Here is a 16,056-nt window from a genome sequence, read left to right as displayed (position 1 = left end):
CGAGGTGGCATTCGTCTGGAGATGCTTGATCCGGCACAACCCGGTTTCCATCCGGAAATAGTCTGCTGCGGAGAGGTTGTGCCCGGATTCAGGGTCTTCCAAATCCCGTGGGATCGGATGCGGAAAAAAGCGGGCCGCTGCGGCGAAGGATGAGCATAGCGAAGCGGATGGGCGCTCTTGAGAGTCTTTCGAGGCGTCGAGTCCGATAGGGGCGGGATGAGCCGTAACCCTTCGGAGGATAGGTGAAGATCGGGGTTGTCGCCGACACCCACCTGAAGCGCCCGGACGCCTTCCTGCGGCGCGCGGTCGAGGAGCATTTCGACGGGGTCGACCTGATCCTGCACGCGGGGGACATCTGCACCCTGGAGGTCCTGGAGGCCTTCGGGCGGAGGCCCTTCAAGGCGGTCGCGGGGAATCGGGACAACCGCGCGGTCAAGGCGCGGCTGCCGCAAAGGCTGCTGATCGAGGCCGAGGGGCTGCGGATCGGCCTCATCCACGGCTGGGGTGCGCCCTGGGGGATCGTGCGGCGCCTCCAAGGCGTCTTCGACGGGGTGGCCGCCGTGGTCTTCGGGCATACCCACCGGGTCCTCGACCGGGTGGAAGGCGGGGTGTTGTACTTCAACCCGGGGAGTTTCAAGGGCGGATGGATCGCCGGGGGTGTGCGCAGCCTGGGGATCTTGGAGGTGGGGGACGGCATCCGCGGCCGGATCATCCGCCTCGGAAGCGAATGAAAGGGAGTTGGAATTCCTCCGCATGGCAGAGGTCCAACTTCAATATGCTGACGTCGACGGCGAGGGTCGGACGGGAATTCGGGACGTCCGACATGAAAGGGACCCCTTGCCGGGTGAGGCCCGTCGCCTGAATCGTTTCGACGTATGGTGGATACCCGAACGGGTGCGGGGCGGTTATGGAAAAATACTATCGAGATCGTTTCGAGGCGCAGCGCAGGGTCGCCCGGACCATCGCCGGAATCATGGAAGTGAACCAGGTGCTCGAGAAGCTCCGGACCGAGATCCGGCACGTGATTCCGAGCGCCATGGAGGTCTGCATCCTGCTGCTGGACTCCGATGCGCCCAAGTACACACGGCCCCTTCAGTGCGCCTTGTATGACCGGCCGGTCAACTGCCTCCAATGCAAGCGGCACCGTCCGGCGATCGAAAAGGCGATCCGCGAGGGGAAGGGGGTCCTGGTGTCTGAAAGTGAACCTGTCGTGCGCCACGATGGGTCGCGGGTTGCCGTCGGGCCCGAAGCGGCCATCCCGGCCTTCGTGGGGGACCGGATCCTCGCCGTCCTGAGCGCCGTGGCCCTCCCGGGGGTGCATTTCGGCCGGAAGGATTTCTACTTCCTGAAGGATTTTTCCGAGTTCGTCGGCAATGCCCTCCTCAGTGCGAAACGGCATTGGGAGATCACACAGGAAAAGATCCACATCAGCCAGATGCTGGCCCATCTGTCCCCGTTCGTTCCGCACTCGGTCCGACGTCTGGTCGAGCAGAACCCGGAGATGCTCAGCCGGGAGAAGCAGTCGCGCAATGTCAGTGTCCTCTTCCTGGACCTCGAGGACTATACGCGTCTGAGCGCTTCGCGCCCGGAGGCGGAGGTGAACGAGATCGTCGAGAAGATGTTCTCGAGCTTCGTCGATCCGATCCACCGGTCAAGCGGCGATATCAACGAGACCGCCGGGGACGGTCTGATGATCATCTTCAAGGACGACGATGCGCAGACCAACGCGGTGCACGCGGTGAAGGCGGCCTTCGACATCCAGGAGCGAAACCGGGTGATCAACACGGAACTCGGCTTCGACCGCTCCCCCATCCACGTGAATATGGGAATCAACACCGGTTCGGCGCTGGTCGGCATGACCCGCTTTACGGGCTCTCTCGAGACCCGCATGACCTACACGGCGAGCGGCCCGGTCACGAACCTCGCCGCGCGTCTGGCCGGGCAGGCATCAGGGGGAGACATCCTGGTCGGCGAAGAAACCCGGAAAATGATCGACGGTCTGTGGCCGGTGTACGATCGGGGTGTGGTCAATCTGAAGGGGATCGATCATCCGGTCCACGTCTACTCGCTCGTGAGGAAGTGACCCGTCCGCCCGAGTCGCCGCTGCGAGGATGTGGCGTATCGGCCTCGAGTCGAACCGGCGGCCCGCCCTTACGGGGCATGGGCCGGCGGCAGAACACGCAGGCGGCCGCGGAGGAGCCCGGGCTCCGTCGCGGTGCTAGATCCTGCAGACCTTGATGACCTTGCAGACCTCCGTGAAGACGTCCACCAGCCTCAGAACGCCGACGATCCGGCCGTCCTTCGTCACCAGCAGCGACTGATGGCGGCCCATCACCAGTTGGTGAATCCCCTTGTCGAGGGTGTCTTCCTGATCGACGTATTCCCCTTCCTCCGGGGTGTGCATGATGTCGCGGACCTCGATGTGGACGGCCTTCCCGCAGATCTGGTCGAGGGGGTCCTGCCAGAGGCTGTACTGTTTGATGAGGGAGCGGATGAAATCGGGGTTGAGGCCGCTCCGGGTGACCCCGCTCAGGTCGCCGATCCTGGAGTAGCCGGTTTCGAGCCCCTTCAAGAGATCCAACTGGCTCACCTTTCCAACCACCTGACCCGTTTTGTCTTCCACCAGTACGGCCCGATGGGTGTACCGGTTCTGGTCGAACCTTCGTTGGGCCTCTTCCAGGGCGAGCACGACGTCATAGAGGTTTGCATCGTCTTTGACCACCGCATACTCAGTGAGCGGCACCATGAGGTCTTTGATCTGTATGTTTCGCATCAGGGGCCTCCTGCCTCCAGTGGGTTGATGGACTCGGTCCGTCCGGATTGGTTTCCAGGGCGTTTGGCGGATCGATCTGTCCAGTATGTCCGGAGCAGCCCGTGGGGCGGCCTTCGGATCGACCCCGGTTGCAAATGCGGGGTGCCCCGCGATCCCGCGGGTGGAACGGGATCCGCTCTGAAGGTCGCGAACCTCCGGGCACGCCTTCGATGGCTTCGCGGCGGGCGCTGAACGGGGCGGCGCAGACCCATGGCCGGGAAACGCTCCGAACCTTACCCATGCAGAGCAAACAGCGGGCCAAACGATGGAACAAAGGGATTTAGGCTTTAACATTTTGAAAGCAATAGTTAATTCTACGCTCGATCAAGGGTGCCTGCCGTGCGGGGGCGATGGGCGGTGTAAAAATTCCTGACAGGTTGATCGAGGACTGACAGCGGGGGACAGGTCGAAAGGATGAAGAACGATCTTACAGATAGGCCCATTCTGCCGATGACCAGGGAGGAAATGGCGCGGCTGGGCTGGGAGGCGCTCGATGTCATCCTGGTCAGCGGCGATGCCTATATCGATTCTCCGCACATCGGGGTCGCCGTGATCGGAAGGGTGCTGCTCGCGGCCGGTTACAGGGTCGGAATCATCGCGCAGCCCGACCCGGAGGGGGCGGAGGATATCGGCAGGCTCGGGGAGCCGGCGCTCTTCTGGGGGGTCACCGGCGGCTGTGTGGATTCGATGGTGGCCAACTACACGGCCTCGGGGAAGCGCCGGCGGGGGGACGACATGACGCCCGGCGGGGTGAACGACCGTCGTCCGGATCGGGCCGCCATCGTTTACACGAATCTGATCCGGCGCCATTTCAAGGAGACGAAGCCCATCGTGCTCGGCGGGATAGAGGCGAGCCTTCGGCGGGCCTCCCACTACGATGCCTGGTCCGGCAGGGTGCGGCGGTCGATCCTCTTTGACGCCAAAGCGGATCTGCTCGTCTACGGCATGGGGGAAAAGAGCGTTCTGGAGGTCGCCGCGTGCCTGGCCGAGGGGCGGCCCGTGACCGGCGTCCGCGGCATCTGCACCATCGGCGGCGAGGTCCCGTCCGGGGAGCGGGACCGCATGGGGCTCTGCATCGAGCTGCCCCCGCACGAAGAGGTCAGCCGGGACAAGGACGCCTTTGCACGGATGTTCAAGACCTTCTATGAGCATTCGGATCCGCTCACGGCCCGGCGCCTGTGCCAGCGGCAGGATACGCGATTCCTCATCCAGAATCCGCCTCAGCCGCCCTTGTCGCCGGAGGAGCTCGACCGCATCTGCGAGCTGCCCTACACCCGGTCTCTCCATCCATCTTATCGGAAAACGGGGCGGGTCGCTGCGCTCGACACCATCCGGTTTTCGATCGGGACCCACCGGGGCTGCTACGGGGAGTGCCGTTTTTGCGCCATCACGGTCCATCAGGGGAGGCATGTGGCCTCGCGCAGCCAGGACTCGATCCTGCGGGAGGCGCGCTCGTTCGAACGCCATCCGGATTTCAAGGGCATCATCCCGGATGTCGGCGGGCCCACGGCCAATATGTACGGATTCGAATGCCGCCTCAAGGCGGCGCGCGGGGCCTGCCCCGACAAGGCCTGTCTCTTCCCGCGGGTCTGCAAACATCTCGAGGTCGACCACGGCCCCCAGATCCGCCTGCTGCGGGCGCTGCGGGCGCTCCCCCACGTCCGCAAGGTCTTTATCGGCTCAGGCCTGCGCTACGACCTGATCCTGCATGACCGGAAGCACGGCCGGGAGTATCTGCAGGAGATCCTCCGCTTCCACACGTCGGGGCAGCTCAAGATCGCACCGGAGCATGTCGAGGAGCATGTCCTGGCGCTCATGGGAAAACCGGGTGTGGAGCGTCTGGAGGCCTTTCTCCGACTGTTTGACGAGCTGAATCGGACCAGCCCGCAGAAGGCCTTTCTGACCTATTATCTGATGGCCGCCCATCCGGGCTCGTCGCTCGAGGACATGCGGCGGTTGAGCGATTTTGCGGGCACCAGGATGAAGGTTCTGCCCGAGCAGGTCCAGATCTTTACGCCCACCCCATCGACCTTCTCGACCCTCATGTACCACACCGGCAGGGATCCCTTTTCGGGGAAGGAGGTCTTCGTCGAAAGGAGCGTGCGGGGCAAGGTGCTTCAAAAAACCGCCGTCACGGGCGGCACGAACTGACTGCGGACATTCGGCGCAGCCCGCCTCCGCATCGAAGATAGCCTGCAGAAAGGGGCAAAGGGCACAGCCTCATTCAAAGGAAGGCGCTTGCAGTTCTCCGAATCCCATCCAGTAGCAGAGAAGCGGCGCAGGGATCCTCATGATGCGCTCGGAACCCGCGGGGTCTTCTTGCAAGGCACCGAAATCGTTCAGGGACTTGGTGACGACGTATCCGCGAGGGAGGCTCTTTGCGCGGATCAACTCGACGAGCCCCTTGAGATCCCTGCTCTCGGCGTGCTGCGACCGGTATTTCACTTCAAAAGGGATCAGCGTCCCACCGATTTCCGCAACCAGATCGACCTCGAGATTTTTTTTCCCCTTCCAGTAGCTCAAGCGCACGTTCTGGGAATAGTAGCGGCTGAAAAGGTGTTTGAAAACAGATGATTCGGTTGCCGTGCCGAGCGCAGCAGGGTCCTCCAGCATCGTTTTCCCTTTCAACATGACGGCCGGCGCGATGGCGGCATCCGCAAGGTAGATCTTGAACTTGGCCCTGAGCACATCTTTTCCGTATCCGTATGGCGGCAGACGGTAAATGAGGTGCGTAGCCTCGAGGAGTTCTATAAAACTCTGGGCTGTAGGCCTCTTCACCTCCAGATTGGAGCAAAGGTTGGGCATGTCCAGAAGCCCCCCGTCGTGCATGCAGAGGTAAAGAAACGTGTGCTCCAGATCCAGGACGCGCCGCACCCCGAATATCGCCGTCATGTCTCGTTTGAGGACCTTGTCGATGATGTCTTCGCGGAGGAGCCGCTGAGCCTGCGTGATGCTTTCGACCTGTGCGGTTTGGGGAAAGCCGCCCCGAAGCAGATATTCATGAAAATGCCCGACATAGGGCCCTGCAGCCTCCGTGCACCGGCGGATATCCCTAGGTTTCCAATCGAAGAGTTCCTTCAACGACGAGAGTCCGGGGAGGCTGGGCAGTTCGAGTTTCTTGATCTGGAGGTACTCATAAAAGGACAGGGTGGTGAGTTTGATGACATGCCAGCGGCCTACGCCCGATTCCTGCTCGGCCTCGACGAGAGGAACCGCCGATCCCGTAAAGGCTATGCGCTGCTGTTTCTGGAAATCTACCTGATGCTTGATCCATGTCCCCCATTCGCGAATGAACTGCGCCTCATCCAGGAAAAGATACTCCGGCCCCTCCACCCTGGGTTCCATCTCCCGCCATGCATCGACGACCTCGTCGATGCCGGCAAGTTTGAGCATGGGGTGATCGAAGGTGGCATAAAGGATGTTGGCGGGCGGAACACCCTCCCGCAGCAGCAGCTGGATCGCCTGAAGAATGAGCGTCGTCTTGCCCACCTGCCGGGCGCCTGAAAGCATGACTGCCCGGGGGGCGGGGGGGGTCGACAGCCAGGAGTACAATTCACGGAAGGCCGCCCGCCGCCATAGGGGAAGATCCGGGATGTTTTCCTCCCGCCACCATGGGTTGAATTGGGAGAGCACCGAAAAAAGCTCTTCAGAAGGAATTTTCATGATCGAATAATAACAAAAAAATGTATTTTGTTAAAGTATATCTTCATTATTGCGGAGAAAAAATGAGTTTGCAGCCCCCTGGTTTTCCGCGATGGGTCAGGGCCTGAAGACATCGAGGAATTCCTCGACCCTGTCGGCTTGGAGGGGCTTCAGGCCGGCCAGGGGTTTGTCGGTGATGGTTTCCCTGAAGCGGGAGCCGAAGGTGGCCCCGGGGCTGCCCCGGTACAGGATGCCCGTCCTGAAACGGTTTTCGGGCAGCATGGCCTGCGAAAGCGCAGACGTGCGGTCCGACGGGTCATAGCCCTCCGGGAGAGGCTCCACGCGCTCCTTGTACCAGCTCAACGGGTGCGTTCCCCAGGTGATGCAGGGCTGGATGACATCCACACAGGCCATCCCGGGGTGCCGAACCGCCTCCGTGATCAGCTCCGTGAGATGGTCTATGTGTCCGGCATAGCCGCGCGCGACGAACGTGGATCCGCCGAGGATGGCCGTTGCCGCCGCGTTCATCGGCTCGATCTGGACGCCGTCGGCCTGGATGCTGCGCCTTTCGCCTCTGGCGGTGGTCGGGGAGGCCTGGCCTTTGGTGAGCGCGTAGATCTCGTTGTTGTGCACCACGACGGTGATATCGGGGTTGCGCCTCAGGGCGTGGAGGAAATGATTGCCGCCTTCCCCGTAGCAGTCCCCGTCCCCGGTGACGACGATGGTCGTCAGGGTCGGGTTGGCCGCCTTGATCGCCGTCGCGACGGGCAGGGCGCGCCCGTGCAGCCCGTTGAAGAAGTTGCAGCGCAGATAGTGGGGCAGCTTGGCCGCCTGTCCGATCCCCGAGACCAGACACAATTCCTCGGGCGATTTCCCGAGCTTTTCGAAGGCCTGTTTGAAGGCCTTCAGGATCCCGAAGTTCGGGCAGCCCGGGCACCACTGGATCTCGACCCGGTTGTCGAAGGGCCCGGCGCTACGCCTGGGTGTTTCGGCTTGTGCTGTCATGGATCCTCCTCCTGATATATTCGGCCGTCAGCGGTAAACCGTCGTAACGGAGCACATGGTTTCGGAAGGGCAGGCCGTATTCACCCGCCAGGAGCCGCGCCAGCTGGCCGGCCGCATTGCTTTCCACGACCCAGTACTGTTTGTCCGGAGGGAAGCGGACCTCAGGCAGCGGCCAGACCTCCGTAAAGTGGACCATGCCGGCCTTCAGGCCGTCTGCGGCGAGGAGGTCCAGGGCTTCGAGGAGGGCGGCCCGGCTGGAACCCCAGCCTACCAGGACGAACTCGGCCTCCTCCACGTTGTGGAACTCGGGCGGTGCGATGGCATCCCTCAGGGCGCGCGCCTTGCGGAGCCGTTTTTCGATCATGCTGGCCGCGACGCCCTTCAGGTCCTCGGTGATGTGCCCTTCCTCGTCGTGTTCGTCGCTGTCGGCGGTGACGAGGTGGGGGCCTGCACCGGGCCGGAGGCGCGGCGAAACGCCGGTCTCGGTCAGGGCATAACGCCGGTAGGGGGCCGGCACGGTCGAGGGGTCGGCCAGGTGGAACTCGGGCGCGGAAGGACGGATATCGAAATCCGTAAAGGAAAACTGGGACTCCGCCAGGAACTGATCGGTCATCAGGATGACGGGGATCTGGTACTTGTCGGCCAGGTTGAAGGCGCGCACGGTCTTGTGAAAGAGGTCCCGCGGGTCGGCGGGGGCCAGGACGACCTTGGGAAAATCGCCGTGCCCCCCATGAACGGCGAAGAGCAGATCCCCCTGGGCGGTGCGTGTGGGGAGGCCTGTGGCAGGCCCCGGGCGCTGCGCCAGCACGATCACCACCGGGGTCTCCGTCATGCCGGCCAGGCTCACCCCTTCGGTCATGAGCGCGAAGCCCCCGCCCGACGTCGCGGTCATCGCCCTCGCGCCCGCATAGGAGGCGCCGATGGCCAGGTTGATGGCCGCGATCTCGTCCTCCGCCTGCTCGGCAAAGATGGACCAATCCCGTGCGTGGTCCGAAAGCGCGGTGATGATGGCTGTCGAGGGGGACATCGGATAGGCGGCGATGAAGTGGCAACCGGCATAGGCGGCTGCGACGGGGAGGGTATCGTTGCCCGCGACGAGCATGAAGCGTGTGCTGCGGGGGCTGAGCGACCAGGGGCAGCGCTCCCGGCACGATGTGTTTGCAAGGGACCAGCCCTGCTCGGCGGCCTGCTGGTTTTTGTCGATGACCTCCTGGCCCTTGTCCGAGAAGCGCTTGGCAAGGATCGCTTTGATGACGCCCGGGTCCAGCCCCAGGACCCCCGCAAGGGCGCCGGCGGCGACCGTGTTGGCGTAGAGGACGTCCCCGAAGGCCTCCTTGGCCACCTTGCGGAATGGGACCGTTATGCTCTCCGGCCCGCTGTCCTGCCCGCTCAGGACCACCCCGCCGGGGTTCAAAAGGGGCCTGTATCGATCCTCCGCACCCGGGTTGAGCGCCAGGAGGATGTCAGCGCCTTCGAGCGGTGCATTGACGGCCGTTTCCCCGATGCGCAGCGCAAAACGGCTTTGCCCGCCTCGGATGCGCGATTCGAACTCCTGCCAGGTGAAAACCGCGTATCCGCAGGATGCGACGGCCTCGGCGAAAACGGCCCCGATGCTCTGGATGCCTTCGCCTGCCGATCCGGTGATGACGACGTTGATCTCCATGGTGAACGGCTCCTTTCCACGATCCCGGTAAAAGGTTCCTGTTGTTTGTCCGCCAGGTGATTGCCGGCGCCCCGGTCTTTTTCCAAAGCGTTTGGAGATCCATTATAGGGGACAGGGCGCGTTTCGGCAACCAGCTCGTTTCCATCCGGAAATGGTCTTTTTGGCCAATCTCGGCGTCGATCTGCTCGTTTGCTTGTGCGGCGACCTGCAGGTCGCCTCCGCGCAAACGCTGGATTTCCTTGATATTGGCAAAAAATCCTCATTTCCGGATGGAAACTGGGTTGTACCGGGAAATCATTTTCGGATGGACACTAGCTCGTTTCCATCCGGAAATGGTCTTTTTGGCCAATCTCGGCGTCAATCTGCACATTTGCTTGTGCGGCGACCTACAGGTCGCCTCCGCGCAACCGCTGGATTTCCTTGATATTGGCCAAACCGGGACCCGCCGCGAAGCGGTGGGACTGACCACGCGCAGCGTGTAAAGAAAAATCCTCATTTCCGGATTGGAAATTGGGTTCTACCGGGAAATCATTTCCGGATGGAGACCAGCTCCCGGCGAGGGGTTTGCCCGAAGCCATCGGCCTTTGTCCGGGAAACCGCCGAATTGACAGAACGGATGCACTCCGTTACAGTAAAAGCAAAAACATCACACACCCTCCGAGGAGCGACACGTGCTGCCCAAGATCGACCCTACCCGGACGAACGCCTGGCGGAGGCTCGCGCGGCATTTCGAGCTGGTCAAGCCCCTCCACATGCGGGAACTTTTCAGACAGGACCCCCGCCGTTTCGAAACATTTTCCATCCGCTTCGACGACATCCTGGTGGACTATTCCAAGAACCGCATCACCGGCGAAACCCTGCCGCTGCTCTTCGAACTCGCGGAGGAGGTCCGCCTGAAGGAGGCCGTCGCGAGCCTCTTCAGCGGCGAGAGGATCAACGAGACCGAGAACCGTCCGGTGCTCCACATGGCCCTGCGCAACCGCCCCGACAGGCCGGTCCGGGTGGACGGGCGGGACGTGATGCCGGAGGTGGAGGCGGTCCTGCGCAAGATGGCCCGGTTTTCGGAGGCGGTCCGCGGGGGCGCCTGGACGGGATACACCGGCCGGCGCATGACCGATCTCGTCAACATTGGCATCGGCGGATCCGACCTCGGGCCGCTCATGGTCACCGAGTGCCTCCGCCCTTACGCCCAGCGGGGGCTGAACGTGCACTTCGTCTCGAACGTCGACGGCACCCACCTCGTCGAGACCCTCCGCGCCCTCGACCCGGAGACCACCCTTTTCCTGATCGCCTCCAAGACCTTCACCACCCAGGAGACCATGACCAACGCCTATTCGGCGCGCGCGTGGTTCCTCGAGAAGGCCGGCGATCCGGGGCATGTCGCGCGCCACTTCGTGGCGCTTTCGACCCATGCGGAAAAGGTCCGGGCCTTCGGGATCGACCCGGAGAACATGTTCGTCTTCTGGGACTGGGTTGGCGGCCGCTACTCGCTCTGGTCGGCCATCGGGCTCTCCATCGCGTGCTGCGTGGGCTTCGACCGATTCCGGGAACTCCTGGACGGCGCCTATGCCATGGACCGGCATTTTCAGGAAACCCCCTTCGCGGAGAACATCCCCGTGATCCTGGCGCTCCTCGGGGTCTGGTACAACAACTTCTTCGGCGCCGAGACGCACGCCATCCTGCCCTACGACCAGTACATGCACCGATTCCCCGCCTACTTTCAGCAGGGCGATATGGAAAGCAACGGCAAGTCGATCGACCGGAGCGGCAGGCCGGTCGGCTGGCAGACCGGCCCGATCATCTGGGGCGAACCGGGGACGAACGGCCAGCATGCCTTCTACCAGTTGATCCACCAGGGCACGAAGCTGATACCCGCCGATTTTCTGGCCCCGGCCGTGAGCCACAATCCGATCGGAGAACATCACGCGATCGTGCTGTCCAACTTCTTCGCCCAGACCGAGGCCCTGATGAATGGCAAGACCCGCGAGGAGGCCGCAGCCGAGCTTCGGGGCGAGGGGAGGCGTGAAGCGGAGATCGAGGCGCTTTCACCCTACAAGGCCTTCGAAGGCAACCGCCCCACGAACTCCATCCTCTTCCGGCAGTTGACCCCGCGGGTCCTGGGGAGCCTGATCGCGATGTACGAGCACAAGATCTTCGTTCAGGGCATCATCTGGAACATCTTCAGCTTCGATCAGTGGGGCGTGGAGCTTGGCAAGCAGTTGGCGAAGCGAATCCTCCCGGAACTTGAAACCGAAGACCCGGTCGATGGCCATGACGCCTCGACCAACGGACTCATCAACGCCTTCAAAGAGATGCGGGGAAGGCGCCCTGATCGAGGGTAGCAGAAGACCGATCCTAGTCCATCCGTGCATGCAGGCTTATACCAGCCTCGATCAGGCTCGCTCCTGATCTTTTTCCCGCTTTCAAAAAAACTGTAATGAGATCCTTGCGCACCGGATGCGTGATTGCTACAATGTGGTATATTGCGCTGACGCATTCCGCTCCTCGAAGCGCGGTTCAAGGTGCGTTTTCTCCCTGCCCGGAGGACTCCAAACAAGGGGGATGTGCTGTAATCATCAGGGGGCTTCCGATGAATCCAACGTCGAACTTTCAAGAAAGTGCTTCGCGAGGCTTTGCAATCGGCCTGTTTTTTTTAGTGATGCTGCTTTTTGCAGCAGGGTCGGCCAATCCGGCGAAAGCGGGCCCTGCCGCCCCGTCCGATGAAATCGAAGACCTGAATGGTTATATCGAGGCCGCTCTCCTTGCCAACGGGGAGATCCGCGCGGCTGAGGAGAACTGGCGGGCGGCGGTTCAAAAGGCCGAACAGGCCGGCGCCCCGCCCGATCCGCGCTTCAGCTACGGCTATTACGTCACCCCGGTCGAAACGCGTGTGGGGCCCCAGCGCCACCGTTTCGCTCTGGCCCAGACATTCCCGTGGTTCGGCAGATTGTCCCTCAAGGAGCAGCAGGCGGTTCTGGAGGCCGAAGCGGTGCGCGTCAAGATTGAAGAGGCGCAGCTGAACGTGGTCCGACGGGTAAAGGATGCCTACTTCGAGTATGCCTATGCAGGTCGGGCGATCGCGATTGCACGCGAGAACGTTGAACTCCTGAAATACCTGGAGCGTGTGACGGAGGCCCGCTACAAGGCAGGACTGTCGCCTTACGCCCAATTCCTGAGGATTCAGGTCGAACTCGTCAGAGTGGAGGACCGCCTGCGATCCCTCGAGGACCTCCTCCTGCCTCTCCAGGCGCGCCTCAACGCCGCCATGAGCCGCCCCTCGACAGACACCCTGCCCCTGCCCGACGAGATCCCGATCATGATCGCCGATATGACGGAGGCGGAGATCGCGGCAGCGCTCGCCGACGGAAACCCCGAACTGCGCGCCCTCCAGATCCAGGCCGAAGCTGCATCGACCGGTGCCGAGTTCGCCAGGAAGGGCTACTTCCCCGACGTCACGCTCGGCCTCGAGTTCATTCAGACGGACAAGGCCCGGGTTGGCAGCCCGGACCGCAACGGCGACGACCCGCTCGTAGCCACCATCTCCTTCAACATTCCGCTCTGGTTCGACGCCCGCAAGGCTGCGGTCGAAGAGGCGCGAAGCAGGGCGGCATCGCTCAAACGGCAGAACACGGGCGCCTATGACAGGCTAAGCGCCGCCATGCAGTTGGCGCTTTTCAAGTACCGGGATGCGGGCCGAAGGATCGCCCTGTTCAAGAACAGCCTGCTCCCCAAGACCGAGCAAAGCCTGGCCGCAACCCTCGACGCCTTTCAGGCCGGCGGCCAATCGGTCCTGGACCTGATCGACGCAGAGCGCATGCTGCTGGAGTTTCAGCTCTCCTATCTGCGCGCCCTGGCGGATCAGGGGCAGTATCTGGCTGAGATGGAAAGCCTGATCGGGCAGGAGATCCCCTGCAGGGTGCACGGCGCCCCGGTCCACCTTCCCGGGCTGGAACGGGCGAAGGGCGCGGAGCGTTAGCCGGCTGGGTTGGGCCGGTAGCCGGGGTGTAACCCCTGCCGCGACGCGGGGCGCTTCGTTCCTCGGGATCCCGCGGAGCCTGTGCATCCGGGCCTGTTTCTCAGAAGCTGAGCGCCCTGTTTTGTGACGCTTTTCGTGGCATTCAGCCCTTGGGATCCCGCAGGGCGTTCGACGGGGTATGTTTCTTGACCTTTGACCATTCGGTTTCCTGACTCGCTGGATGGCACATAGAGCTTGAGGTCTTGCAGCGCGACCGGCGGGATAGGTCTCTCCACCTCTCAGCATCCCGTTTTTCCATTTGTTTTAGGGCATTCAGCCCGGTAAAGGAGTTTCAGCATGATGCGCACACTCAGGGTCCTCGCGGTTTTGTCGGCGGTTTTTTTCTTCTTCGGCGTTTTGTCTGCTGCAGCGGAAGTCAAGCAGGAGAAATGCCCCATCATGGGCTACAAGCCCTCCGAGAAGCTCTTTGTGGATTATCAGGGGAAGCGGATCTATTTTTGCTGCGGCAGCTGTCCTGAGACGTTCATGAAGGATCCCGACGCCTACATGGAAAAAATGCGTGAGGAGGGCATCACCCTGGAAGACAGTCCGGATACCGCCCCGGGAAAGGGCCCCGGCGACGGGCCCCGGGGGGATTCCAAAGACGCCCGATGAAAACGGAAGGGGGCAGGTCATGAACGAGGGACAGGGAAAGACCGGGAGGCGGTTTTTCAGCCGTCGGACCGGAGCGGTTCTCGCACTGATCCTGGCAGGCGGCCTCCTCGGTTGGGGAGCGGCGAGGTGGCTCATGCCGGGCGCGCCGCACCGGAGCGCCGTGGAACAGCTTCCTGAGGCGGAGCACGGGCGAGGCGGGGCCGAGCCGGCCACCATCTGGACCTGCTCGATGCATCCGCAGATCCAGTTGCCCGAGCCGGGGAAATGCCCCATCTGTTTCATGGACTTGATCCCGCTCGAGCAGGATGAATCGGGGAGCGCTGCCCGAAGCCTTCGGGAAATCCGCCTGTCGGAAGGCGCGCGCAGACTCGCCCGGGTTCAGACATCGCCCGTCATCCGCAAACGCCCCGGCATCGAAACCCGCCTCACGGGGGAGGTGGCCTATGACGAGACGCGCCTCGGCACCATCACTGCACGGATGGGAGGGCGCATCGACCGGCTCTACGTGGATTATACCGGCGCCTTCGTGAAAAAGGGCCAACCCATGGCGGAGATCTACAGCCCTGAGCTTTACGGTGCCCAATCCGAGCTCATCCAGGCGGTCAAAAGCCTTTCGGATGCCTCGGAGAGCAGGCTTCAACTGATCCGCGACTCCGCCCGGCGCACGGTGGAGGCCGCACGTGAAAAGCTGCGCCTCCTGGGGATGACCGCAGCACAGGTGGATGCCTTGGGCAAACGCGGCACGCCTTTGGAGCACGTCACGCTTTACGCCCCGCTTGCCGGCGTCGTCATTCGACGAGACGTGACGGAAGGGGTCTACGTGGCGACGGGGAGCCCCATCTACACCGTTGCGGATATCTCGCGGGTCTGGGTGATGCTCGACGCCTACGAATCCGATCTCCCGTGGGTGCGTGAAGGCGCTGAAGTGCAGTTCCGGACGGATGCCTTTCCAGGCCGATCCTTCAGCGGCAGGGTGGTGTTCATCGATCCCTTCCTCGATGAGAAGACGCGGACGGTCAGGGTGCGGCTCGAGGCGGAGAACCCGGACTTCCGCCTGCGGCCCGGCATGATCGTGCGGGCGGTGCAGCGCACCGGGCCCGAGGAGGCGGTCGCCTCCGATGGCGAGGCCCCGCTCCTGATCCCCGCCTCGGCCCCTTTGGTGACCGGCAGGCGGGCGGTCGTGTATGTGGCGCTTTCGGGGGAGGAGGGGCTCTACGAAGGACGCGAGGTGGTCCTCGGGCCGCGCGCCGGCGACTGGTACGTGGTCCGGGAGGGGCTGCGCGAAGGGGAGGAGGTGGTGACCCGTGGCGCCTTCAAACTGGACAGCGCCCTCCAGATTCAGGCCAAACCGAGCATGATGGCGCCGGAGCCGGGTGCGGCTCCCGCCGGCGCGCATGATCACGCCATGGAAACCCATGCCGCAGGGGGAGCATTGCCTGAGCGCCCGTGGTCGATCTCCCGCTCCGCCGAACAGGGGCTCCAGTCATTGACTGGGGATGTGAAAGCACTGGAAGCTCTTGTGGCGTCCGGGGATCTGAACACCGTCAGGGCCGCTTTCAAGGGGGTCCACGAGCGCATCGGCGCCTTGACCGACGGGGCGCCGGAAGGCGAGGGCGGACTTTTGTGGCGCGAGTTGACCCTGTTGATCCGCAATGACAGCCTCCTCGGGTCCGAGGCGGTGGATGCGGGGGAGGCCCGCTTCCTCTACGGGGAACTCTCCCGGCATGCGGCGCGCCTGCAAAGCGATTTTGGTTCGGCGCGGGGCGAGGCGCCGGCCGTTCCCTCGGATGCGCCCCACGCCTTCCGCCGGCAAATAGGGGATCTGGTTTTGGCCTATTTGCGTGTCTCCGAGGCCCTTGCCGCGGATGAGGCCGAAGGCGCCCGGAAGGGCGCCCACACCCTTGCGGGGGTGATGGCGAAGGTCGACGATGGCCTGCTGTCCGCTCACGCCCTTGCCCTCTGGCAGGATGCCGCACGCCGGATCCGCACGGGGATCGAGGGCATGCACAGCGCGAAGGCGATCGAGGAACTCCGGGCCGCCTTCGAGCCGCTTTCGAGCGGCCTCATCTCGGCGGTTTCAGAGTTGGGTGCCGCGCTGGAGCAGCCTGTCTTCGAGGTCTTCTGCCCCATGGCCTTCGATGATCGGGGTGCCTCCTGGCTTCAATTGGATGACCAGGTGCGAAATCCCTACTTCGGCGCCGCCATGCTGGCCTGCGGTGAAGTCAAACGGCGGTTCGCCGAACCCTGAGACGATCTATGAACGATACCGATCAACCTGTTGATATCAATGGTGTTGAGCGCAGC

The 16,056-nt window shown here is 63.1% G+C and carries 12 protein-coding genes; 8 read left to right on the top strand and 4 right to left on the bottom strand.

All coding sequences use genetic code 11. The features are described 5' to 3' along the window. Positions 1-242 precede the first annotated feature (242 nt). Both ACZ500_RS09170 and ACZ500_RS09165 read left to right on the top strand, forming a co-directional pair. The gene (locus tag ACZ500_RS09170) at positions 243-731 is read left to right on the top strand and encodes a metallophosphoesterase family protein (protein WP_464232204.1); all 489 of its coding nucleotides are present in this window, start codon (positions 243-245) and stop codon (positions 729-731) included. Between the two features lie 176 nt (positions 732-907). After that, entirely contained in the window at positions 908-2,083 is a 1,176-nt protein-coding gene (locus ACZ500_RS09165; protein WP_464232203.1) for an adenylate/guanylate cyclase domain-containing protein, read from the top strand. Between the two features lie 135 nt (positions 2,084-2,218). Here the strand turns inward: ACZ500_RS09165 and ACZ500_RS09160 are convergent, their stop codons facing one another. Continuing rightward, the gene (locus ACZ500_RS09160) at positions 2,219-2,773 is read right to left on the bottom strand and encodes a CBS domain-containing protein (protein WP_464232202.1); all 555 of its coding nucleotides are present in this window, start codon (positions 2,771-2,773) and stop codon (positions 2,219-2,221) included. A 453-nt stretch (positions 2,774-3,226) separates the two neighbouring features. Between ACZ500_RS09160 and ACZ500_RS09155 the strand changes: the two genes are divergently transcribed. Continuing rightward, a complete protein-coding gene (locus ACZ500_RS09155) occupies positions 3,227-4,963 on the top strand; it encodes a YgiQ family radical SAM protein (protein ID WP_464232201.1) in 1,737 nt (578 codons plus the stop codon). A 69-nt stretch (positions 4,964-5,032) separates the two neighbouring features. On the opposite strand, the gene ACZ500_RS09150 is transcribed toward ACZ500_RS09155, so the two are convergent. The 3 genes from ACZ500_RS09150 to ACZ500_RS09140 form a co-directional block, all read right to left on the bottom strand. Continuing rightward, entirely contained in the window at positions 5,033-6,475 is a 1,443-nt protein-coding gene (locus ACZ500_RS09150) for an ATP-binding protein (RefSeq protein ID WP_464232200.1), read from the bottom strand. Positions 6,476-6,571: 96 nt separating this feature from the next. After that, a complete protein-coding gene (locus ACZ500_RS09145) occupies positions 6,572-7,459 on the bottom strand; it encodes a thiamine pyrophosphate-dependent enzyme (RefSeq protein ID WP_464232199.1) in 888 nt (295 codons plus the stop codon). Then, positions 7,428-9,122: a 2-oxoacid:acceptor oxidoreductase subunit alpha gene (locus ACZ500_RS09140; protein WP_464232198.1), complete on the bottom strand. Its 1,695-nt coding sequence runs from the start codon at positions 9,120-9,122 to the stop codon at positions 7,428-7,430. The genes ACZ500_RS09145 and ACZ500_RS09140 overlap by 32 nt, the downstream gene beginning before the upstream one ends. Positions 9,123-9,454: 332 nt before the next feature. Between ACZ500_RS09140 and ACZ500_RS09135 the strand changes: the two genes are divergently transcribed. From ACZ500_RS09135 to ACZ500_RS09115, 5 genes are all read left to right on the top strand, one after another. After that, on the top strand, positions 9,455-9,604 hold the full coding sequence (locus tag ACZ500_RS09135; protein ID WP_464232197.1) for a hypothetical protein: 150 nt from the start codon (positions 9,455-9,457) through the stop codon (positions 9,602-9,604). A gap of 189 nt (positions 9,605-9,793) precedes the next feature. Then, positions 9,794-11,464: a glucose-6-phosphate isomerase gene (gene pgi / locus ACZ500_RS09130; RefSeq protein WP_464232196.1), complete on the top strand. Its 1,671-nt coding sequence runs from the start codon at positions 9,794-9,796 to the stop codon at positions 11,462-11,464. Between the two features lie 317 nt (positions 11,465-11,781). Next, entirely contained in the window at positions 11,782-13,098 is a 1,317-nt protein-coding gene (locus ACZ500_RS09125) for a TolC family protein (protein WP_464232195.1), read from the top strand. A gap of 336 nt (positions 13,099-13,434) precedes the next feature. Next, positions 13,435-13,752, top strand: a complete 318-nt coding sequence (locus ACZ500_RS09120) for a YHS domain-containing protein (protein WP_464232194.1) — start codon at positions 13,435-13,437, stop codon at positions 13,750-13,752. Between the two features lie 19 nt (positions 13,753-13,771). Continuing rightward, positions 13,772-16,000 (top strand): efflux RND transporter periplasmic adaptor subunit, encoded by a 2,229-nt coding sequence (locus tag ACZ500_RS09115; RefSeq protein WP_464232193.1) that lies wholly within the window; start codon positions 13,772-13,774, stop codon positions 15,998-16,000. Positions 16,001-16,056: the final 56 nt, after the last annotated feature.

This window comes from Desulfatiglans parachlorophenolica (genome assembly GCF_055394735.1).
This window is presented reverse-complemented; position numbering and strand designations above follow the sequence as displayed.